Origin of the sequence: Streptomyces sp. NPDC007901 (assembly GCF_042959465.1) — a bacterium.
GTDB lineage: Bacteria > Actinomycetota > Actinomycetes > Streptomycetales > Streptomycetaceae > Streptomyces.
In genome coordinates this window covers 116906-138456 of sequence record NZ_JBIBKW010000015.1, presented here as the reverse complement: position 1 = coordinate 138456, position 21551 = coordinate 116906, and the positions used below count along the sequence as shown (strand labels likewise).

Genomic DNA, 21551 nt, shown 5'->3' with positions numbered 1-21551 from the left:
AAGGGGCGGCCGGCTGCCGGACGCCTACCGGCACGAGTCGCGGGGTGCATACCGGAGCGAAGTGGATCAGCCCTGGAAGCGCGTATGGATCAGTCCTCGAAGCGAGTGACGAAGGGAGTGTTTATCGTCAGGCAGACGACTATGATCACCGCATGCCCTACGACCCGTCAGCCTTTCCGCCCTTCGCCGTCACCGTGGACCTGGTCGTGCTGACCGTGCGCCGCCACGCCCTGTGCGCGCTGGCGGTCCGCAGAGGCGAGGCGCCGTTCCAGGGGCGCTGGGCGCTGCCGGGCGGCTTCGTACGGGCCGACGAGGATCTTTCGCAGGCGGCGGCGCGGGAACTGGCGGAGGAGACCGGGCTGCGCGCCCACGACCCCGACGCCCCCGCCCAGGACGGCGGGGCCCACCTGGAGCAGCTGGCGACCTACGGCGACCCCAAGCGGGACCCGCGGATGCGTGTGGTCAGCGTCGCCCACCTCGCCCTCGCCCCCGACCTCCCCGCACCGCGGGCGGGCGGCGACGCGAGCAACGCGCGCTGGGCCCCGGTCGAGGAACTGCTCGCACAGGGCGGCTACGGCCGGGACGGCGAGCCGGTCGCGCCGCTCGCCTTCGACCACGCCCAGATTCTGTCCGACGGCGTGGAGCGGGCCCGCTCCAAGATCGAGTACTCCTCCCTGGCCACGGCGTTCTGCACGCCCGAGTTCACCGTCGGTGAACTGCGCCGGGTCTACGAGGCGGTGTGGGGTGTGGCGCTCGACCCGCGCAACTTCCACCGCAAGGTGACCGGGACCCCCGGCTTCCTCGTCCCCACCGGTGGTACGACCACCCGCCAGGGCGGCCGTCCGGCCCAGCTCTTCCGCGCCGGCGGAGCGACCCTGCTCAACCCGCCGATGCTGCGACCCGAGGTCTGAAGGTCCGACAGCGCGAACCCGGACAAGGTTAAAACCTTCTATACCCGGAAAAACGGTCATTCCGCGCTATCTTCCCTAAGGTGATCGAGGCCTTCGGACTGACCAGCAATCCCCGCAAGGCGCACCCGCCCGCCGTCGACGACGTGACCTTCGAGGCGCACGCGGGCCGCGTCACCGCACTCCTCGGCGAGGCGCACGCGGGCAAGACCACCGTGCTCAGACTGATGCTCGAGCTCCAACAGGGCCGCGGACTCACCTACTTCAGAGGCCGCCCGCTGCATCGCATCGCCCATCCCGCGCGCGAGATCGGCGTCCTCCTCGGCGACGTCCCCGGTCATCCGTCCCGCTCGGTCCGCGGCCATCTGCGCATGCTGTGCGCGGCCACCGGAGTCCCGGCCCGGCGCGCCGACGAGGTTCTCGAAGCCGTCGGCCTCGTCAGTCTGCGCGAGGAACGCCTGGGCACGCTGTCGCGCGGCATGGACCGCAGGCTCGGCCTGGCCTGTGCCCTGCTCCCCGACCCGCACACCCTCGTCCTGGACGAACCCGCGAACGGTCTCCCCGCCCGTGAGGTCCACTGGCTGCACCGGATGCTCCGGGCGCACGCGGAGCAGGGCGGCACGGTGCTCTTCACCACCGCCGATCCCAAGGAGGCCGTCCGCGCCGCCGACCGGGTCGTCACCCTGCAGGGCGGCAGGCTCGTCGCGGACCAGGAGGCCACCGAGTTCGCCCGGACCCGGCTGCGCCCGCGCGTGGCCGTCCGCAGCCCCCACGCCGCCCGGCTCGCCGACCTCCTCACCAAGGAGGCCCGCGCCGACCATCGCTCCGTGGAGGTCGTACGAGAAGGTGGCAACCGCCTCTCGGTGTACGGCAGCACGACCGCCGAGGTCGGTGACGCCGCGTTCCGGCACGGCATCCTCGTCCACCAACTCGCGGACGAGACCGGCGACATGGGACCGGGCGCCGGGACGGAGCCACTGGCGGACGAGGAGCCGGAGACGGTACGGCAGCAGCCGGACCACGGTGAGCCGGCCCCGGCGGCCGGGGCTCGGCCGGCGCACGAGCGGCGACTCGGTGAGAGCGAGGACAGGAGTACCGAGGCGGACGCCGACCGGCCCGCCTCCTCGCAGGGAACCGTGGAAGAGGTGCCTGCCGCCGGACGGCCTGAAGCGCTCCGCGCGGAGCGGCGCCAAGGCGCGGGCGCGGCCCCGGTGACCCCCCAGCCGCGGGCGGAGTCGGGATGGCCTCGGCCGACGACCGCGCCGACGCCCGCCGATGTGACCGAACCGCCGCACCCCGCCTCGGCCGCAGGGCTCACCGGCAACCCGCCGCCCGCGTCTCAGTCTTCGCCCCAGAACGCGGAGCCCGTCACCCACGCGCGTCCCGCCGAGCCGGGCCCGGCCCCGGTCAGGCCGTCGACCGCCCCCGCCGTCGGCAACCCCTCGGCCGCCCCTGTCCCTGCCACCCCGTCGGCGGCCATCGAGTCCCCCGAGCCCTCCGGCCACGCCACGTCCACCAGGACAGCGGCCGCCGTACCTGCCCAGCCGCCCGCCGCCGCATCCGTCCAGCCGGTGACCGCGGCCGTATCCGCGCAGTCGTCCGCGCGGCCCGCGCCCGCGCATCCGTCGGCCCCCGCCGCCTCGCCTCAGCCGCCGACCCGAGCGTCGGCCGCCGAAGCCTCCGACGCTCAGTCGTCTCCCCGCGCCGTACCCGACGAAGCCCCCGCACCTCAGCCCCCCATCCACTCCGTAGCGGCCGAAAACCCCGCCGTCGAACGCCTCACTACCGAGCACCCCGCCGTTGAGCTCCCCGTCACCGAGCGCCCCACCGCCGAGGCCCCCGCCAAGCAGCCTCAGCAGCAGCCACAGCCGAAGTCACAGCCCCGCAAACCCACCACCGCGCCAGATGGCGGGCCCGTCCCGTCCCTGGCCGGTCGCGTGCACCGCGCCGAAGCCGCCGCCCTGGACACCATGTCCCCGCTGCCGCCTCCCATCTCCGTCCGCTCGGCCCCCAGCCCGCTCCGTCCGCTGCGCTACGAACTGCGTCGGGCCGCCGGGATCGGGGCGGGCTTTCTCACCTGCGGCGCCGTTCTGCTGGTGTCCGCGCTCACCGCCGTCCTGCTCGCCCGGCTCGGGCACACCCCACAGGCCCGGCTGTTCGCGGCCTGGCCGCGGGAGCTGCCGCTGCCCCCGGCGGCGCTCGGCGCGGGGCTGCTCGGGGCGCTGTCCTTCGGAGACGAGTTCCGTCACCCCGCGCTGGCGGCGGACCGCGGCACCGTGCCCCGCCGGCTGGGGCTGCTCACCGCGAAGCTGCTGGTATCCGGAGCCACCGCGGTCCTGCTCTCGTTCCTCACCCTGGGCTGCGACGCCGAAGTGCTCTATCTCGTCTACGGACGGGAGCTCGCACAGGTTCCCGGCGACTGGATTCCGCTGACCGCGAGTTGGTTCGGGCTGGTCGTCGGCTGCGCCTGGGCCGGTGTGCTGGCGGCGGGAGTCTTCCGGTCCACCACGGCCGGACTGGCCGCGGTGCTCGCCGTACCCGTGGTCGTCGTACCCGTCGTACACAAGGCACTGGAGGGATCGAGTGTGCGGATGGCCGCCGGACTCCCCGTGCGGATGCGGGAGCTGTTCCTGCTGCGGTGGCCCTTCGGAGGGGAGCGCTATCTGGTCGGAGCGGCCCGGGTGCTCGCCCAACCCGTGGGCGGGGCACTGGCGTTGTCACTGACCGCGCTGCTCTGCGCGTATGTGTTCACCACACTGCGAACCAGGCTCCGGTGACCACGGACCGGGCGCTTCCGATCCTCCAGTGCCCACAACTCCCTGAAGTACGCCCATTTCTTTCCGATAAGGCGTCAATTGCGACGAGGTGAGCGATCACCCTTTCGTGTGCTTTTCACCAAAGACCTCAAGGGAGTTGGAGGCAACGCCGACAAAGGATCCGTGAGTACCCTTGCGCACACCATGATGACCGCCGCCCGCTCCGCAGACTCTGGTCTGGTCGGCCCGGGCGAACTCGACCGCTACCCCTACGCGGAGGCCTCCGCCGTCGATCGCGTCGGCGCGCCCTCCTGGGAGGGCGCGGATCCGGAGCTGGGCCGTGTGGGACGGCGCGCCGCGGGCAGCCGCGGCCGCGGACTGCACGGTCAACTCGTCCAGCAGCTGGGTCAGATGATCGTCTCCGGCGACCTGGGCGCGGACCGCCCGCTGGTCCCCGAGGAGATCGGCCAGCGATTCGAGGTCTCCCGCACCGTCGTCCGTGAGTCCCTCCGGGTCCTGGAGGCCAAGGGCCTGGTCAGCGCCCGCCCGAACGTCGGCACGCGCGTGCGTCCCGTCAGTGACTGGAACCTGCTCGATCCGGACATCATCGAGTGGCGGGCCTTCGGGCCGCAGCGCGACGACCAGCGCCGTGAGCTCAGCGAGCTGCGCTGGACGATCGAGCCGCTCGCCGCCCGCCTCGCCGCCGGGCACGGCCGCGAGGACGTCCAGCAGCGTCTGAGCGACATGGTCGAGATCATGAGCCACGCGATGGCGCAGGGCGACGCGCTGACGTTCTCGCGCGCGGACGCCGAGTTCCACTCGCTGCTCATCCAGATCGCGGGCAACCGCATGCTGGAGCATCTCTCCGGCATCGTGTCGGCCGCCCTCCAGGTCTCCGGTGGCCCGGTCACCGGCTGTGAGCGGCCCAACGAGACCTCCCTGGCCCAGCACGCGCGGATCGTCGACGCGCTGGGCACCGGTGACAGCACGGCGGCCGAGTCGGCGATGCGCCAGCTGCTCACCATCCATCCCGAGGTCGAGCGCGTGGTGCCCGCCCCGCGCGAGCACTGACCGCGCCCAGAGAGTGCGCTCGGTCAGTGCCGCGTGCTCGGGGCACCGCAGGCCCGGGACCCGCTTCCGCCGGACCCCGCCGGATCCCTCGGGGCTCCGGCGGGGTCCGGCGGCGCGGCGGTGGTGCGCGGCGGGGTGCCCGGGGCGGTCGCACGACGTGCTGAGGGCGGTCCGGACGGTCGCGGAGATCGCTGACGACAATATCTGCCCACGTCTGACCGTTTTTGAGTGCTTACGGGGTGTGACTCGGGCCACGTAGATTGGGCGTAACGCTCTTGCGAACAACGCGATGACCTAAGAGGTGACAGTCGCGGAGGGAATACGGACGCCATTCATGGCGCTGTGCCTCTTCCCGGCCCCCCGCCCGCGCCGTCGGCCCATCCCCAAGCCGGCGGTCGGCTCCAGTCCTTCCCGGACGGGGCCGGAAGCCGTTTTCCAACGTTCCGAGAGGTTGTTCGTGTCGGCCAGCACATCCCGTACGCTCCCGCCGGAGATCGCCGAGTCCGTCTCTGTCATGGCTCTCATTGAGCGGGGAAAGGCTGAGGGGCAGATCGCCGGCGACGATGTGCGTCGGGCCTTCGAAGCTGACCAGATTCCGGCCACTCAGTGGAAGAACGTACTGCGCAGCCTCAACCAGATCCTTGAGGAAGAGGGTGTGACGCTGATGGTCAGTGCCGCGGAGCCCAAGCGCACCCGAAAGAGCGTCGCAGCGAAGAGTCCGGCCAAGCGCACCGCCACCAAGACGGTCGCGGCCAAGACGGTGACCACCAGGAAGGCCACCGCGACGGCAGCCCCCGCCGTATCGCCCGCCGTGGCCGACGATCCGGCCGAAGAGGCATCCGCCAAGAAGGCCGTCGCCAAGAAGGCCCCCGCCGCGAAGAAGGCGGTCGCGAAGAAGACCGCGACCGCGGCCAAGAAGACGGTGGCCAAGAAGACCGCCGGCAAGAAAGACGACGCCGAGATCATCGAGGACGAGGTCCTCGAGGAGGCCAAGGCCGGTACCGAGGAACCCGAGGGCACCGAGAGCGCGGGCTTCGTCCTGTCCGACGAGGACGAGGACGACGCGCCGGCGCAGCAGGTCGCCGCCGCCGGTGCCACCGCCGACCCGGTCAAGGACTACCTCAAGCAGATCGGCAAGGTCCCCCTGCTCAACGCCGAGCAGGAGGTCGAGCTCGCCAAGCGCATCGAGGCGGGTCTCTTCGCCGAGGACAAGCTGGCCAACGCCGACAAGCTGGCCCCGAAGCTCAAGCGCGAGCTGGAGATCATCGCCGAGGACGGCCGCCGCGCCAAGAACCACCTCCTGGAGGCCAACCTCCGTCTGGTGGTCTCCCTGGCCAAGCGCTACACCGGCCGCGGCATGCTCTTCCTGGACCTCATCCAGGAGGGCAACCTCGGTCTGATCCGCGCGGTCGAGAAGTTCGACTACACCAAGGGCTACAAGTTCTCCACGTACGCCACCTGGTGGATCCGCCAGGCGATCACCCGCGCCATGGCCGACCAGGCCCGCACCATCCGTATCCCGGTGCACATGGTCGAGGTCATCAACAAGCTCGCGCGCGTGCAGCGCCAGATGCTCCAGGACCTGGGCCGTGAGCCCACCCCGGAGGAGCTGGCCAAGGAACTCGACATGACCCCCGAGAAGGTCATCGAGGTCCAGAAGTACGGCCGTGAGCCCATCTCCCTGCACACCCCGCTGGGCGAGGACGGCGACAGCGAGTTCGGTGACCTCATCGAGGACTCCGAGGCCGTCGTCCCGGCCGACGCCGTCAGCTTCACCCTCCTCCAGGAGCAGCTGCACTCGGTGCTGGACACCCTGTCCGAGCGCGAGGCCGGCGTCGTCTCCATGCGTTTCGGTCTCACCGACGGTCAGCCGAAGACCCTCGACGAGATCGGCAAGGTCTACGGGGTGACGCGTGAGCGCATCCGCCAGATCGAGTCCAAGACCATGTCGAAGCTGCGCCACCCGTCGCGCTCCCAGGTGCTGCGCGACTACCTCGACTAGGTCGCGGCGCGTCGCACGCCTGACGTCGAAGGCCCGGTCTCCCCGCGGGGAGACCGGGCCTCCGTGCTGCGGGTCGCGGTCCGCTGGATGACTCTGGGTTTCCCGATACCACCCAGAGTGAGGAGGGTGCATGCGTCGTCCTGTTGCCCCGGTCCTGATCAGGTCGCTGATCCTGGCGGCCGTCGCCACCGCCATACCGCTGACCACCACGTCTACCGTCGCCGCGGACAGTGTCGTCGTCGGCGGCTTTCCCGTTGATGTCTCCCAGACCCCCTGGACGGTCGCGCTGTCCAGCCGTGACCGGTTCGGGGGTACGCGGGCCGGTCAGTTCTGCGGGGGAGTGGCGATCGGCCGGACCACGGTGCTGACCGCCGCCCACTGCATGGCCGACGAGGTGATCGGGGGGCCGTCCGACCGGGTGCGCGACCTCAAGGTCATCGCGGGCCGCACGGATCTGCTCTCGACGCAGGGCCAGGAGATCCCCGTGACCGCCGTCCGCGTCAATCCGCGCTACGACGCGGCCGCGAACACCGGCGACTTCGCCGTCCTCACCCTCGCCCAGCCCGTGCCGGCCGAAGCGGTCGTCAAGATGGCCGCCAAGGCCGACACCGCCTACACGCCCGGTACCGCCGCCCTGGTCTCCGGTTGGGGCGACATCACGGGCGGCGGAGACTACACGCGGCGGCTGTACGCGGCGAACGTCCGTGTGCTGCCCGACGAGATGTGCGAGCAGGCCTATCCCGGCGGCGCCGCCGACGGCACCTACCGGGCCGGCTCCATGGTGTGCGCCGGAGAGGCCCTGGGCGGCCCTGACGCCTGCCAGGGCGACAGCGGAGGGCCCCTGGTCGCAAAGGGACGGCTGATCGGGCTCGTGTCGTGGGGCAGCGGCTGCGGACGCCCGGGCAGCCCCGGCGTCTACACGCGCGTCTCCGAGGTCGTGCGGGCCCTGGGCCGGGGCGATGCCCCCAGCGGCGCACGCCGGCCTCACAAGGCCTCCTGAGGGCCGTTACGGGGATACGACGAAGGGCGGCCGCTCCCTGGAGAAGCGGCCGCCCTTCACCGGCCTGTGCCGGAGCTGGCTCGTCGTGGATGCGAGAGGTCAGCGCTCATCTTCGGAGGCGGTGGCAGGAGCGGTCGTCAGCCGCTCCGTCTCGTCCTGTATCTCAGCGGCGATCTTCTTGAGTTCCGGCTCGAACTTGCGACCGTGGTGGGCGCAGAAGAGCAGTTCTCCGCCGCTGAGCAGCACGACGCGCAGGTATGCCTGGGCGCCGCAGCGGTCGCAGCGATCGGCGGCCGTCAGGTGGCTCGCGGGGGTCAGAACAGTAGTCACGTCGCCTCTTCTCTAGCTCGACGAGCTGTCGTACCAGGGTCAACATCCAACCAGCCTGAAAACGTTCCCGCTCTGGGCTTCTCCTCGAAAAAAATCTTTCGAGGTGGCTGTCTGCTGCCGGTTGGCGGCGAATGTGCCGTATTGCGTCGTCTTCGGTGCTTACGGGTTCGCGCGGTTCATCGGTCTCATCCTCCCGGCCGGGTTGCCGGTTGTTTGTGAGGACGTGCCCGGAGCCTAAATGGTTCATGCCTCGAAGGGAACGTGATATGTACTTCACTCCATCGAGGGATCGAACACGCATGCGACGCTGGACTAGTGTGAGTTCTCGACGAGGGTGGCGTTACAACGGCTCTACCAGGCCTCGGTACCCTCTGAGCGGCGACCGAAGCCGGCCCCTTACCCAAAAGGGGCTCCACTGAAATTCAGCGAGGAGCGAACCGCGTGACCGCCGATACGTCCGTGCCGTCCACTGCGCTGCTGGCAGGAGCAGACCGGGACGGCTCCAACTACACCGCGCGGCACCTGCTCGTCCTTGAGGGCCTCGAAGCCGTGCGCAAGCGCCCCGGCATGTACATCGGATCGACCGACAGTCGCGGTCTGATGCACTGCCTGTGGGAGATCATCGACAACGCCGTGGACGAGGCCCTCGGGGGCTACTGCGACCACATCGACGTCATCCTCCACGACGACGGATCCGTCGAGGTCCGGGACAACGGCCGTGGCATCCCGGTGGACGTCGAGCCCAAGACCGGCCTGTCCGGCGTCGAGGTCGTCATGACCAAGCTGCACGCCGGCGGCAAGTTCGGCGGCGGCTCCTACGCGGCCTCCGGCGGTCTGCACGGCGTCGGCGCCTCCGTGGTCAACGCGCTCTCCGCGCGTCTCGACGTCGAGGTCGACCGCGGTGGCAGTGTGCACGCCATCAGCTTCCGCCGCGGTGTGCCGGGAGCCTTCACCGGCACCGGTCCGGACGGCAAGTTCGAGGCCGGGAGCGGGCTGCGCAAGACCAAGCGGGTACCCAAGACCCGCACTGGCACGCGCGTGCGCTACTGGGCCGACCGCCAGATCTTCCTCAAGGACGCCAAGCTCTCCCTGGACACGCTCCACCAGCGTGCCCGCCAGACCGCGTTCCTGGTGCCGGGTCTGACCATCGTCGTCCGTGACGAGTACGGCCTCGGCGAGGGCGGCAGCAAGGGCGAGGAGTCGTTCCGCTTCGACGGTGGCATCAGCGAGTTCTGCGAGTACCTCGCCACCGACAAGCCGGTCTGCGACGTCCTCCGCTTCTCCGGGCAGGGCACCTTCAAGGAGACCGTTCCGGTCCTGGACGAGCATGGCCAGATGACCCCCACCGAGGTCACCCGTGAACTCGGCGTCGACGTCGCGATGCGCTGGGGCACCGGTTACGACGCGAACCTGAAGTCGTTCGTCAACATCATCGCCACCCCCAAGGGCGGCACCCATGTGGCCGGCTTCGAGCAGGCCGTCCGCGAGACCCTCAACGAGGTGCTGCGGGCCAAGAAGCTGCTGCGCGTCGCCGAGGACGACATCGTCAAGGACGACGCCCTGGAGGGGCTCACCGCCGTCGTCACCGTCCGGCTCGCCGAACCGCAGTTCGAGGGCCAGACCAAGGAGGTCCTCGGCACCTCGGCGGCCCGCCGGATCGTGAACAACGTGATCTCCAAGGAGCTGAAGGGGTTCCTGACCTCCACCAAGCGCGACGCGGCCGCCCAGGCCCGTGTGGTCATGGAGAAGGTGGTCGCCGCCGCGCGGACCCGCATCGCGGCCCGCCAGCACAAGGACGCGCAGCGCCGGAAGACGGCTCTGGAGTCCTCGTCCCTGCCGGCTAAGCTCGCCGACTGCCGCAGCGACGACGTCGAGCGCAGCGAGCTCTTCATCGTCGAGGGAGACTCCGCGCTCGGTACCGCGAAGCTGGCCCGGAACTCCGAGTTCCAAGCCCTGCTGCCGATCCGCGGCAAGATCCTCAACGTGCAGCGGTCCTCGGTCACGGACATGCTCAAGAACGCCGAGTGCGGTGCGATCATCCAGGTCATAGGGGCGGGCTCCGGCCGCACCTTCGACATCGACGCGGCCCGCTACGGCAAGATCATCATGATGACCGACGCCGATGTCGACGGCTCCCACATCCGCTGCCTGCTGCTGACGCTGTTCCAGCGCTACATGCGGCCGATGGTGGAGGCCGGCCGGGTCTTCGCCGCGGTGCCGCCGCTGCACCGCATCGAGATCGTCCAGCCCAAGAAGGGCCAGGACAAGTACGTGTACACGTACTCGGACCGGGAGCTGCGCGACAAGCTCATGGAATTCCAGAGCAAGGGTGTCCGGTACAAGGACTCCATCCAGCGCTACAAGGGTCTCGGCGAGATGGACGCCGACCAGCTGGCCGAGACGACGATGGACCCGCGCCACCGCACCCTGCGCCGCATCAACCTCTCCGACCTGGAGGCGGCGGAGCAGGTCTTCGACCTCCTGATGGGGAACGACGTGGCTCCCCGCAAGGAGTTCATCTCCGGCTCGGCGGCGACCCTGGACCGGTCGCGGATCGACGCGTAGCCGTCACACGGGGCTCGGCTCCGGGCTGAGGGCACATGGGTGTGACGGGGAGCCCCGGCGGATGCCGGGGCTCCCTGGCGTTGCGGGGCCGAGCCTCTCTCCCCGCACCTGGTGCGGTGCGCGTCACCGGTGTCTCTCCACCCGCGGGTGGAGAGAACCCGCCTGTCGGATTCCACCCGCGATCCACCCCCGCTCCGATCTGCTGACCTGCGCCTTTCCGTAGCGTCGTAGGCGTCGGCAGCTCCCGCTCCCGACACCACCCCTTCCGCTCACGGAGGCTCTGATGTCCGGGCTCGTCAACGCGCTGCTGATCGTGGCCGTCGTCGTCGTGGTGATCGTCCGCCAGTTCCGCGCCCGCCCGATCAACACAGGCCGGCGCTGGTGGCTGCTGCCCGTGATCCTCGCGGTCGTCGCGCTGCGCGAACCTGCCGTGCTCGACGCCCACCACCGCACCGAATCCGCCCTGCTGCTCGGTACCGAGATACTGGTGGGACTGGTCATGGGCGCCGCGTGGGCCTGGACCACCCGGTTGTGGACCGAACCCGACGGCGTGGTGTGGACGAAGAGCACCAAGGCCAGCGGGATGGTCTGGATCGGCGGCCTGGTCGTGCGCGTCGGTCTCTTCGCCCTGGGAGCCCTGCTCGGCATCCATCAGGACAGCTCGGCCCTGATGCTCGGCCTGGCGGTCCTGCTCCTCGTCCGTTCCGGCATCCTCGTCTGGCGTGTCCAGTCGCTCCCCTCCGCTCCGTCCACGAGCGGCCCCGGCCGGGCGTACGGTGACGACATGGCCCGGGTCACCAGGAAGGAAGGCGTGTGACCGAGAACGCCTGGACGCGCTGGCCCTCTCGCGAAGCGCTGAGCCGCGCGGGGATCTCCCGGCCCCGGCGTCTGCTCGCCTGGGCCGTGCGGCTGGTCGTCCTCGCCCTGCTGCTCTGGAGCGCCTTCCACCAGTCGCACGTCCACGGCTGGGGCGTGGCCGCCGCCGTGGCCGGTGTCCTGGCGACCGCCGGGGCCTCCTGGGGCTTCTACCGGACCACCTACGCCCACCGGCTCGTGCCCTCCCTGGTCCTCATCACCGTCCTGCTGGCCCTCGCGGTCGTGGCGCAGACCGCGGGATTCCACGGACCGGCCCTCGTGATCTGGTGCGGCTGCGGCATCACCGCCCTGGAGCGGCTGCCGGTCGCGATCGCACTGCCCGTCGCGTCCGTGGGCCTGGCCTCGTACTCCGCGTTCAACAACGACGTATGGCTGACCACTGCGGCCACCGTCGTCGGAATGGCTCTCGCCGGTTACGTCATGAGACTCGACGCCGAGGCCAGGGGCCACGCACAGCGACTGCTCGCCCAGGAGCGTGCCGCGAGAGCCGCCGAGGCCGAGTCGGCGGCGCTGGGGGAGCGGACACGGATTGCCCGGGAGATCCACGATGTGCTGGCGCACAGCCTCTCGGCCCAGATGGTGCACCTGGAGGCGGCGCGGCTGCTGATCGAGCGGGGCGCCGACCGGGAGCAGATCCTCGAACGGGTCGTCGCCGCCCGGGCGATGGCGAGGGACGGACTCGCCGAGACCCGGCAGGCGCTCTCCGCCCTGCGCGGCGAGCTGACCCCGCTGGAGGACTTCCTCACCGAGATCGTGGCTTCGACCGACGGCGCCGAGGTCACCGTCACGGGTGAGCGCCGGGCCCTGTCCGCCGAGGCGTCGCAGACCGTCCGGCGCGTCGCCCAGGAGGCGCTGACGAACGTCCGCAAGCACGCCTACGGCGCCAAGGTGCGGATACGGCTCGACTACAGCGAGCGTGAAGTGACGCTGCACGTACGTGATTCGGGAGGCCGTCCCGGCGAACTCAGCGGCGCCGGCAGCGGGTACGGTCTGCTGGGTATGCGGGAGCGGGCCGAACTGCTGGGCGGGTCGATGGAGGCAGGGCGTGACGACGAGGGGTTCGCGGTGACGTTGAGGGTGCCCGTATGACGGAGGGGGAGAAGACGCCGGCGCGGGTGGTGGTCGCCGACGACCAGACCGTCGTCAGGGAGGGCATCGTGATGCTCCTCGGACTGCTTCCCGGCGTGGAGGTCGTCGGGGCCGCGGGCGAGGGCGAGGAGGCGGTACGGCTGGTCGCCGAACTCTCTCCGGACGTGGTGCTGATGGACCTGAGGATGCCGCGCTGCGACGGGGTGGAGGCGACCCGGCGGATCAGGTCGGAGTATCCGGGGACCCAGGTCGTGGTGCTCACCACGTTCGCGGACGACGAGTCGCTGTTCCCGGCGCTGCGGGCCGGTGCTCGTGGCTATCTCACCAAGGACGCGGGCGGCGACGAGATCGTGCGCGCCGTGGAGAGCGTGCTCTCGGGAGACGCCGGGCTGTCGCCCAGCATCCAGCGCCGGCTGCTGGAGAGGCTGTCGCACCCCGAGCCGGCGGCGGTGGCCGCCGAGGCGCCCGACGGGCTGACCGCACGGGAGACCGAGGTCCTGGTGCTGATCGCCGAGGGGCTCACCAACCAGGAGATCGCCCGCAAGCTGCACGTCTCCACCGCGACGGTGAAGACGCACATCAACAACCTGTTCGCCAAGACGGGCCTCAAGGACCGCGCGCAGGCGGTGCGTTACGCCTACGGCAAGGGATTGGTGCGGCCACCAGCGGATTGAGTCACCTGATGGGGTGAAGAGCCAGGGGAAGAAGAGTCGGGGATCTTCCCGATCTGTCCATCCTTGGGCATGCAGTCAAGCAACGGTCGTCACCGCGACGGCGGGGGCGGTCCCGAGAGTTCGGCCGGGAAGCACGAGGACCAGGGCGAGTACGGCACCGCCTCCCGGGAAATCAGGTACGAGGACCCCTGGTACGACGCCCTGGCCTCCGGTTGGGGCGAGCTGGACGGCACCGCCGCGCCGCCTCCCGCCGTACCGGGCGCCCGAACAGATCCGGAGGACGCGGCTGTTCGCGCCCGCGACGTGTACCTGGAGGTGCAGCGCAGCGCGGCCTTCCAGGAGGTGCGCAGCCGCTACCGAAGGTTCGTGGTGCCGGGCTTCGCCGTCTTCTTCACCTGGTACGTGGGGTACGTGGTGACCGCGACGACGGCGCCCGGGCTGATGGCCCGGCCCGTCGTCGGAGCGGTGAACGTGGCGATGATCGCGGGCCTCGGGCAGTTCCTCACCACCTTCCTGCTCACCTGGGCCTACGCCCGGCACGCCCGGCTGCGCAGGGACCGTGCCGCCCTGGAACTGCGCTGGGACACGCAGGAGCTGACGCGTGGAGTCCGGGGCGGTGAGTCATGACCGGCCAGCATCAGACCCTGGCGCTGCTGCTGTTCAGCGCGTTCGTCGCCGTGACGCTCGGCATCACGACATGGGTGAGCCGGAGACGACATGGTTCCGCGGAGGAGTTCTACGCCGGCGGGCGGCTCTTCTCCCCGATGGAGAATGGTTTTGCCATTGCGGGCGACTACATGTCGGCGGCCTCCTTCCTCGGCGTCACCGGACTCATCGCGCTCTTCGGCTACGACGGGCTGCTCTATGTGGTGGGCTTCCTGGTCGCGTGGCTGGTCGTGCTCTTCCTGGTGGCCGAACTGGTGCGCAACTGCGGTCGGTTCACGCTCGCCGATGTGATCGCCGCGCGGATGCGGGAGCGGCCGGTGCGGATCGCGGTGGGAACTTCGTCGGTCACCGTGTCCGTTCTCTATTTGGTGGCGCAAATGGTGGGCGCGGGCAGCCTGGTGGCGCTGCTGCTGGGGCGGACCAGCCAGGCCGCGCAGGCGTGGACGGTCATCGGGGTCGGCGCGCTGATGGTGATCTATGTGTCGTTGGGAGGGATGCGGGCCACCACCTGGATCCAGATCGTGAAGGCGGTCCTGCTGCTGAGCGGGACGGTCGCGCTGACCGTGCTGGTGCTGCTGCGGTTCCACGGCGACATCGACCGGCTGTTGCTCACGGCCGCCGAGCGCAGCGGTCACGGGCAGGCCTTCCTGGCGCCGGGACTCAAGTACGGCGGCAGCTGGAGCGCGCGGCTGGACTTCATCAGCCTGGGGCTGGCGCTGGTGCTGGGGACGGCGGGGCTGCCGCACATCCTGTCGCGCTTCTACACGGTGCCGACCGCGCGGGCGGCCCGGCGTTCGGCGGTCTGGTCGATCGGGCTGATCGGCGGCTTCTACCTGATGACGATCGTGCTCGGCTTCGGGGCGGCGGCCCTGGTCGGGCCGGACGCGGTGCGCGCCTCCAACGCGTCGGGGAACACGGCGGTCCCGCTGCTCGCCCTCGACCTGGGCGGCGGCGCCGGCTCCACCGGGGGGACGGTGCTGTTCGCGGTCGTCGCGGCCGTCGCCTTCGCGACGATTCTCGCGGTGGTCGCCGGGATCACCCTCGCCTCCTCGGCCTCGGTCGCCCACGACCTGTACGCCTCACTGCGCCGCCCCCGTGCCAGGCCGCGCAGCGAGGTGGCGGTGGCGCGGACGGCGGCCGTCGGGATCGGTGTCGTCGCCATCGCCCTCGGTCTGCTGGCCAAGGATCTCAACGTAGCCTTCCTGGTCGGCCTGGCCTTCGCGGTGGCCGCCTCCGCCAATCTGCCGGTGCTGCTGTACTCGCTGTTCTGGCGGGGCTTCACGACCCGCGGGGCCGTGTGGGCCGTATACGGCGGACTCGTCCCTGCCCTGGGACTGGTCGTGCTGTCCCCGGTGGTCTCGGGAAGCCCGGGCGCGCTGTTCCCGGGGGTGGACTTCCAGTACTTCCCGTTGCAGAACCCGGGGCTCGTCTCCATCCCGCTCGGCTTCCTCGCCGGCTGGCTGGGCACGGTCACCTCGGACGAGGTCGCGGACGAGGCCCGGCACGCGGAGACCGAGGTGCGGTCGCTGACCGGGGCGGGCGCGGTCTGAAGCGGCGCAGGCGCTACGGCGCCACCCAGGCGTACCGGTGCTCCGGGCGGCCCGTGTCGCCGTACTTCAGGGAGAGGCGGAGGCGGCCGGCCTGTTCCAGGTGGCGCAGGTAGCGCTGGGCGGTGGAGCGGCTCAGGCCGGTCTCGGCGGCCACCTCGTGGGCCGAGAGCGGGTGGTCCGCCCGGTGTAGGACCCCGCAGATGAGGTCGGTGGTGGGTTCGGAGTGGCCGCTGGGCAGCCCGGGCGCGGACGGCGGCGCCGAGGTGCGCAGGGCGCCGAAGATCCGGTCTACCTGCTCCTGGCCCGTCAGGCCCCGGCCGCCGACCCGGTCGACGGTGCGGCGCAGGGCCGCGTAGGAGTCCAGGCGGGTGCGCAGCGCGGCGAAGGTGAACGGCTTGACCAGGTAGTGCAGGGCGCCCAGACGCATCGCCTTCTGGACGGTGGTCACATCGCTGGCCGCCGTGATCATGATGACGTCGGTGCCGTGGCCCTGCTCCCGCATCCGGTGGACGAGTTCCAGGCCGGTCTGGTCCGGCAGATAGTGGTCCAGCAGGACCAGGTCGATGGTGCCGCGTTCCACGGCGGCCAGGGCCTGGGCGGCGCTGTGCGCGCGGGCGGCCACCCGGAAGCCGGGAACCTTTCCCACGTACTTGGCGTTTATCTCAGCGACGCGGAAGTCGTCGTCGACCACCAGGACGTCAATCATCAGGCCTCTCCTTCAAGGCCGGCGAGCGTTAAGCCCGTGTTTCGTCTGCGCAGTTGTAGCGCGAGCAAAAAGAGCACAACAGGTGCTTGCGAGCAAAAGAACGGCTTGCGCCCAGAAGACTGCTGTTGTGGCACGGGCCACACCTACCGTCCCGGCCCATGAGCGCAGACATCAGCCCCGCCATCGAGCTACGGGGCGCGAGCAAGATCTTCAAGACCCCGTCGGGGGGTCTGCACACGGCCGTCCGCGACCTCGACCTCACCGTGGGGCGCGGCGAGTTCGTGGCCGTCGTAGGGCCGACGGGTTGTGGCAAGTCCACCACGCTGACCCTGGTCAGCGGGCTGGAGGAGCCCAGCGAGGGTGAGGTGCTGGTGGCCGGTACGCCGGTGGCCGGCGTCGGCGACAAGGTCGGCTTCGTCTTCCAGCAGGACGCCACCTTCCCCTGGCGGACCGTGCTGTCCAACGTGATGGCGGGACCCCGCTTCCGGGGCGTGCCCAAGGCGGAGGCGAAGGACAAGGCCCGTGCCTGGCTGGCCAAGGTCGGTCTCGCCGCCTTCGAGGACCGTTACCCGCACCAGCTCTCCGGCGGTCAGCGCAAGCGCGTGGCGCTCGCCGCGACCTTCGTCAACGACCCCGAGATCCTGCTCATGGACGAGCCGTTCTCCGCGCTCGACGTGCAGACCCGGGCCCTGATGTCGGACGAACTCCTCGAGCTGTGGGAGGGCACGGGCGCCTCGGTCGTCTTCGTCACCCACGACCTGGAGGAGTCCATCGCGCTGGCCGACAAGGTCGTCGTCATGACCGCCGGGCCCGCGACCGTGAAGCAGGTCTTCGAGATCGACCTGCCCCGCCCCCGCAAGGTCGAGTCGGTCCGTCTGGAGCCGCGGTTCATCGAGATCTACCGCGAGATCTGGGAGTCCCTCGGCGAAGAGGTCCGCATCACCCGTGAGAGGGGCGCCGCCCATGTCGCCTGACGTCCTCAGCACACCGGTCGTCGACACGGCCAAGACCCAGGACCGCGCCCAGTCGCGGGCCCAGGCCGCCCGCAGACGCAAGGTGATCGTGTTCGCCGTCCGCGTCCTGCTCCTGGTGGCCGTTCTCGGCCTGTGGGAGGTACTGTCCCGGGCCGGTGCCATCGACCCGTTCAACTTCTCGATGCCCTCGAAGATCTGGGACCAGATCTGGACCTGGGTGACCCACGGCACCGCCCTCGGCTCCCTCGGCGAGCAGATCTGGTACACGCTCTACGAGGCCCTGCTCGGCTGGGTCATCGGTGTCATCGCCGGTGTGGTCTTCGGTATCGCCCTCGGGCGGATCGCGTTCCTCGCCGATGTCCTCGGTCCCTACATCAAGGTGCTCAACTCGATCCCCCGGATCGTGCTCGCGCCGATCTTCGTGATCTGGTTCGGGCTCGGCGCCTCCTCCAAGGTCGCCTCGGCCGTGGTCCTGGTGTTCTTCCCCGTGTTCTTCAACGCGTTCCAGGGCGCCCGCGAGGTCGACCGCAACCTCGTGGCCAACGCCCGGATCCTGGGCGCCAGCGACCGCCGGGTGACCCTCCAGGTCGTCATCCCGTCCGCCACCTCGTGGATCTTCACCAGCCTCCATGTCAGCTTCGGCTTCGCCCTCATCGGCGCCATCGTCGGCGAGTACATCGGCGCCACCAAGGGCATCGGCCTGCTCGTCGCGCAGTCGCAGGGCACCTTCAACGCGGCCGGTGTGTACGCCGCGATGGTCATCCTCGCCGTCGTCGCGCTCGCCGCCGAAGGGCTGCTCACCTTCGCGGAGCGCCGCATCTTCCGCTGGAAGCCGTCGGACTCCGACAGCTGATCCCGGCCCCTCCACTTCCCCGCCCCGCACCGCCTTCTCACAAGGACGTGAACGTCATGCGCAAGTCCGCCAGATACGGCACCCTGGCCGCCGCCGGCCTGCTCGCCCTCTCCTCCCTCACCGCGTGCGCCAACGACGCGGCCAGCACGGCCTCCACCGGCTCCGGCAGCAAGAGCGACGGCAAGGGCACCAAGGTCAAGATCATGGTCGGCGGCCTGGACAAGGTCATCTACCTGCCGGCGATGCTCACCCAGCGACTGGGCTACTTCGACGCCGAGGGCCTGAACGTGGAACTGCTGACCGAGCCGGCCGGTGTGCAGGCCGAGACGGCGCTCGTCGCCGGGCAGGTGCAGGGGACGGTCGGTTTCTACGACCACACGCTGGACCTCCAGACCAAGGGCAAGGCCGTGGAGTCCGTCGTGCAGTTCTCGCGGGCGCCCGGCGAGGTGGAGATCGTCTCCACCAAGGCGGCCGGTGACATCACCTCGCCCAAGGACTTCAAGGGCAGGAAGCTCGGCATCACCAGCCTCGGATCGTCCACCGACTTCCTCACCAAGTACCTCGCCGTCAAGAACGGGGTGAAGGTCAACGAGTTCTCGCCGGTCGCCGTCGGCGCGGGCGCGACCTTCATCTCGGCCCTCCAGCAGGGCTCCATCGACGGCGGTATGACGACCGACCCGACCGTCGCGACCATCCTGGACAAGAAGGCCGGCAAGATCCTCCTGGACATGCGGACGCCGGAGGGCTCCCAGGAGGCGCTCGGCGGCCCCTACCCGTCGTCGAGCCTGTACATGCAGACGGACTGGGTCAACGGTCACAAGGAGACCGTCCAGAAGTTGGTCAATGCATTCGTCAAGACGCTCAAGTGGATGTCCACGCACAGTGCCGCCGAGATCGCCGCCAAGATGCCCGCCGACTACGCCCAGGGCGACAAGGCTCTCTACACGGAGTCCATCAAGAGCACGCTGCCGATGTTCACCGACGACGGTGTGATGCCCGAGAACGGCCCGGAGACCGTGGAGAAGGTGCTCAAGGCGTTCAACACGAACATCCAGAACGCCGACGTCGACCTGAGCAAGACGTACACGACGGAGTTCGTCGAGGCCGCCAAGTGACGGCCCGTTAAGAGGACTCAGCCGCGGGTCGCCCACACGTAACGGTGTTCGGGCCGGCCCGCGTCGCCGTACTTGAGGGTCAGCCGGGCCCGTCCGGTACGCTCCAGGAGCTTCAGATAACGCTGGGCGGTCTGCCGGCTCACTCCGGTCCGCTCGGCGATCTCCTGGGCGGACAGCGGCCCCTCGGCGTTCATCAGGCACTGCCGGACCAGCTCGGCGGTGGTGGGGGAGTGCCCTTTGGGCAGCTGCGGCTCGGACGGCGCGGACAGGGCGCCGAAGATGCGGTCCACCTCGGCCTGTTCGGCCTCGCCGCCGCCGTCCAGGGTGCGCCGCAGCCGCGCGTACGCCTCCAGCTTGGCCCGCAGTCCCGCGAACGCGAACGGCTTCACCAGGTACTGCAGGGCGCCCTGGCGCATGGCCGCCTGCACGGTCGACACGTCCCGGGCCGCCGTCACCATGATCACGTCGGTCTGGTGGCCGCGCCGGCGCATCTCCTGGACCACCGAGAGGCCCGTGTCGTCGGGCAGGTAGTGGTCCATCAGGACCAGGTCGAGATGGGGCAGCGTCTCCAACTGGCGCAGCGCGTCGGCCGCGTTGTGGGCCTCGCCGGCCACCTGGAAGCCCGGCACCTTCTCGACGTAGGCGGCGTTGACCCGGGCGACCCGGGTGTCGTCGTCCACGACCAGGACCTGGATCATCGTGTCTCCTCGTCCGCCGGGGTGAGCGCCGCGTCCAGCTCCAGCTCCGGTTCGGTCAGCGCCTCGGGGAGCACGACCGTGAACTGCGCGCCCCCGCCCTCCGCCTCGCCCACGGTCGCGCTGCCGCCCTGCCGTTCGGCGAACCGCCGCACCAGGGGGAGCCCGATGCCGCGCTTGCCGTGCGCGGGCGGCTTCTTGGTGGACCACCCCTCGGTGAAGACCACCTCCCGCTGCTGTGCCGGGATCCCGGGCCCGGTGTCGTGCACCCTGAGGACGATCGTGCGGCCCTCGGCGCACAACTCGACCTCCACGCGCGCGTGCGGCGTACCGGCGACCGCGTCCAGCGCGTTGTCCACGAGGTTGCCCACGACCGTGACCAGACCCCGCGGATCGACCAGCCGGTCCGGGAGCCGGGTGCGGTCCGAGACCCACAGGGCGACCCCGCGCTCGGCGGCGACGGTGGCCTTGCCGACCAGCAGCGCGGCCAGCAGCGGATCCTGGATCTTCTCCGTGACCTGCTCGGCGGTGACCCGGTGGTCGCCGACCACCTCGCCGACGAACTCCACGGCGTCGTCGTACATCTCCAGCTCCAGCAGCCCGAGCAGGGTGTGCATACGGTTGGCGTGCTCGTGGTCCTGGGCGCGCAGGGCGTCGATGAGACCGCGCGTGGAGTCGAGTTCGCGGCCGAGCTGCTCCAGCTCGGTGCGGTCGCGCAGGGTGGCGACGGCGCCGCCGTCGTCGGTAGGCATGCGGTTGGCGACCAGGACCCGCTGGCCGCGCACGGTGAGCAGATCGGTGCCGGCCACCCGGCCGGCCAGGACGTCGGTCGTACGGCCCTCGCCGAGCGCCTCGTCCGGGGGCAGGCCGACGGCCTCGTCACCGATGCCGAGGAGCCGTCTCGCCTCGTCGTTCAGCAGCCGGATGCGGCCGCCGCGGTCCAGGGCGACGACGCCTTCCCGGATGCCGTGCAGCATCGCCTCGCGCTCCGAGAGTAGCGCCGAGATGTCGGAGAAGGCCAGGTCACGGGTCTGTCGCTGGACCCGTCGGGAGATCAGCCAGGCGGCCAGCGCACCGACCGCGAGCGCGCCGCCGGCGTACGCGAACAGCCCCGGGATCGCGCTCAGCAGCCGGGCCCGCACGCTGTCGTAGGCGATACCGACCGAGACCGCCCCGATGATCCGGTGCTTCGCGTCGTACAGCGGCACCTTGCCCCGCGCGGAGCGGCCCAGGGTGCCGTTGTCGATCTGCATGACCTCCTTGCCGTCCAGTGCCTCCGTGGGGTCGGTCGAGACATGGCGGCCGATCTCCGAGGGCGTGGTGTGGGACCAGCGGAATCCGCCCCGGTCCATCACCACGATGTACTCGGCGTGGGTGGCCTTGCGGATCCGCTCGGCCTCCTTCTGCACCGGCCCGTTCACGCTGGGCGGGGTGGTCAGGACGCCCTCGGCGATCTGCGGGTCCTGCGCCGTGGTCTGGGCGATGGCCAGCGCTCTGCGCATCGCCTCCTGGTCCAGCTGCTTGCTCAGCGGCGCCAGGAAGAGCCCGGTCGCGAGCACCGCGACCCCGGCGGCTATCGCCACCTGCATCAGCAGGACCTGCGAGAACACCTTCCGGGGCAGCCGGGGGCGCAGACGGCGCGCGGGGGGCGTGGGGCTCATACCCACGACGGTACGTGCGCGGGGGCGCCGCACCGTAGGGGTGTGGCATGGATCTCTTGA

General features: G+C 70.6%; 18 protein-coding genes. 14 read left to right on the top strand and 4 right to left on the bottom strand.

All coding sequences use genetic code 11. The annotated features are described in order from the left end of the window. Positions 1 to 152: 152 nt before the first annotated feature. The 5 genes from ACFZDK_RS38160 to ACFZDK_RS38140 all read left to right on the top strand — a co-directional run bounded on the left by ACFZDK_RS38160 (position 153) and on the right by ACFZDK_RS38140 (position 7737). Positions 153 to 911: an NUDIX hydrolase gene (locus ACFZDK_RS38160; RefSeq protein WP_355726456.1), complete on the top strand. Its 759-nt coding sequence runs from the start codon at positions 153 to 155 to the stop codon at positions 909 to 911. Positions 912 to 991: 80 nt separating this feature from the next. Beyond that, entirely contained in the window at positions 992 to 3685 is a 2694-nt protein-coding gene (locus ACFZDK_RS38155) for an ATP-binding cassette domain-containing protein (protein WP_390979371.1), read from the top strand. Positions 3686 to 3847: 162 nt separating this feature from the next. Beyond that, positions 3848 to 4735, top strand: coding sequence for an FCD domain-containing protein (locus ACFZDK_RS38150; protein WP_390979369.1), 888 nt, complete (start codon positions 3848 to 3850; stop codon positions 4733 to 4735). 457 nt (positions 4736 to 5192) lie between these two features. After that, positions 5193 to 6737 (top strand): RNA polymerase sigma factor, encoded by a 1545-nt coding sequence (locus tag ACFZDK_RS38145; RefSeq protein ID WP_390979367.1) that lies wholly within the window; start codon positions 5193 to 5195, stop codon positions 6735 to 6737. A 130-nt stretch (positions 6738 to 6867) separates the two neighbouring features. Beyond that, positions 6868 to 7737, top strand: coding sequence for a trypsin-like serine protease (locus tag ACFZDK_RS38140; RefSeq protein WP_390979365.1), 870 nt, complete (start codon positions 6868 to 6870; stop codon positions 7735 to 7737). A gap of 99 nt (positions 7738 to 7836) precedes the next feature. On the opposite strand, the gene ACFZDK_RS38135 is transcribed toward ACFZDK_RS38140, so the two are convergent. After that, the gene (locus tag ACFZDK_RS38135; protein ID WP_123973563.1) at positions 7837 to 8067 is read right to left on the bottom strand and encodes a hypothetical protein; all 231 of its coding nucleotides are present in this window, start codon (positions 8065 to 8067) and stop codon (positions 7837 to 7839) included. Positions 8068 to 8508: 441 nt separating this feature from the next. Between ACFZDK_RS38135 and ACFZDK_RS38130 the strand changes: the two genes are divergently transcribed. From ACFZDK_RS38130 to ACFZDK_RS38105, 6 genes are all read left to right on the top strand, one after another. Further along, positions 8509 to 10632: a DNA gyrase subunit B gene (locus ACFZDK_RS38130; protein ID WP_390979362.1), complete on the top strand. Its 2124-nt coding sequence runs from the start codon at positions 8509 to 8511 to the stop codon at positions 10630 to 10632. 283 nt (positions 10633 to 10915) lie between these two features. Then, a complete protein-coding gene (locus ACFZDK_RS38125; RefSeq protein ID WP_390979360.1) occupies positions 10916 to 11449 on the top strand; it encodes a CcdC protein domain-containing protein in 534 nt (177 codons plus the stop codon). Then, the gene (locus ACFZDK_RS38120) at positions 11446 to 12597 is read left to right on the top strand and encodes a histidine kinase (RefSeq protein WP_390979358.1); all 1152 of its coding nucleotides are present in this window, start codon (positions 11446 to 11448) and stop codon (positions 12595 to 12597) included. Before ACFZDK_RS38125 ends, ACFZDK_RS38120 begins: the two co-directional genes overlap by 4 nt. Next, positions 12594 to 13271, top strand: a complete 678-nt coding sequence (locus tag ACFZDK_RS38115; RefSeq protein WP_390979356.1) for a response regulator — start codon at positions 12594 to 12596, stop codon at positions 13269 to 13271. Before ACFZDK_RS38120 ends, ACFZDK_RS38115 begins: the two co-directional genes overlap by 4 nt. Before the next feature lie 69 nt (positions 13272 to 13340). Beyond that, the gene (locus tag ACFZDK_RS38110) at positions 13341 to 13898 is read left to right on the top strand and encodes a DUF485 domain-containing protein (RefSeq protein WP_390979354.1); all 558 of its coding nucleotides are present in this window, start codon (positions 13341 to 13343) and stop codon (positions 13896 to 13898) included. Beyond that, positions 13895 to 15487 carry a cation acetate symporter gene (locus ACFZDK_RS38105; protein WP_390979352.1) on the top strand — a complete coding sequence of 531 codons (1593 nt, stop codon included), beginning with the start codon at positions 13895 to 13897 and terminating at the stop codon, positions 15485 to 15487. Before ACFZDK_RS38110 ends, ACFZDK_RS38105 begins: the two co-directional genes overlap by 4 nt. Before the next feature lie 13 nt (positions 15488 to 15500). Here the strand turns inward: ACFZDK_RS38105 and ACFZDK_RS38100 are convergent, their stop codons facing one another. Continuing rightward, a complete protein-coding gene (locus tag ACFZDK_RS38100; protein ID WP_390979350.1) occupies positions 15501 to 16193 on the bottom strand; it encodes a response regulator in 693 nt (230 codons plus the stop codon). Between the two features lie 158 nt (positions 16194 to 16351). On the opposite strand from ACFZDK_RS38100, the gene ACFZDK_RS38095 reads away from it, so the two are divergent. From ACFZDK_RS38095 to ACFZDK_RS38085, 3 genes are read left to right on the top strand one after another with little or no spacing between them, the layout of a single operon-like run. Continuing rightward, entirely contained in the window at positions 16352 to 17167 is an 816-nt protein-coding gene (locus tag ACFZDK_RS38095; RefSeq protein ID WP_390979348.1) for an ATP-binding cassette domain-containing protein, read from the top strand. After that, the gene (locus tag ACFZDK_RS38090; protein WP_390979346.1) at positions 17157 to 18020 is read left to right on the top strand and encodes an ABC transporter permease subunit; all 864 of its coding nucleotides are present in this window, start codon (positions 17157 to 17159) and stop codon (positions 18018 to 18020) included. The genes ACFZDK_RS38095 and ACFZDK_RS38090 overlap by 11 nt, the downstream gene beginning before the upstream one ends. A gap of 56 nt (positions 18021 to 18076) precedes the next feature. Continuing rightward, positions 18077 to 19135 (top strand): ABC transporter substrate-binding protein, encoded by a 1059-nt coding sequence (locus ACFZDK_RS38085; RefSeq protein ID WP_390979344.1) that lies wholly within the window; start codon positions 18077 to 18079, stop codon positions 19133 to 19135. Between the two features lie 17 nt (positions 19136 to 19152). On the opposite strand, the gene ACFZDK_RS38080 is transcribed toward ACFZDK_RS38085, so the two are convergent. Further along, positions 19153 to 19833, bottom strand: coding sequence for a response regulator (locus tag ACFZDK_RS38080; RefSeq protein WP_390979342.1), 681 nt, complete (start codon positions 19831 to 19833; stop codon positions 19153 to 19155). Further along, positions 19830 to 21491: an ATP-binding protein gene (locus ACFZDK_RS38075; RefSeq protein WP_390979340.1), complete on the bottom strand. Its 1662-nt coding sequence runs from the start codon at positions 21489 to 21491 to the stop codon at positions 19830 to 19832. Before ACFZDK_RS38075 ends, ACFZDK_RS38080 begins: the two co-directional genes overlap by 4 nt. Between the last annotated feature and the right edge of the window lie 60 nt (positions 21492 to 21551).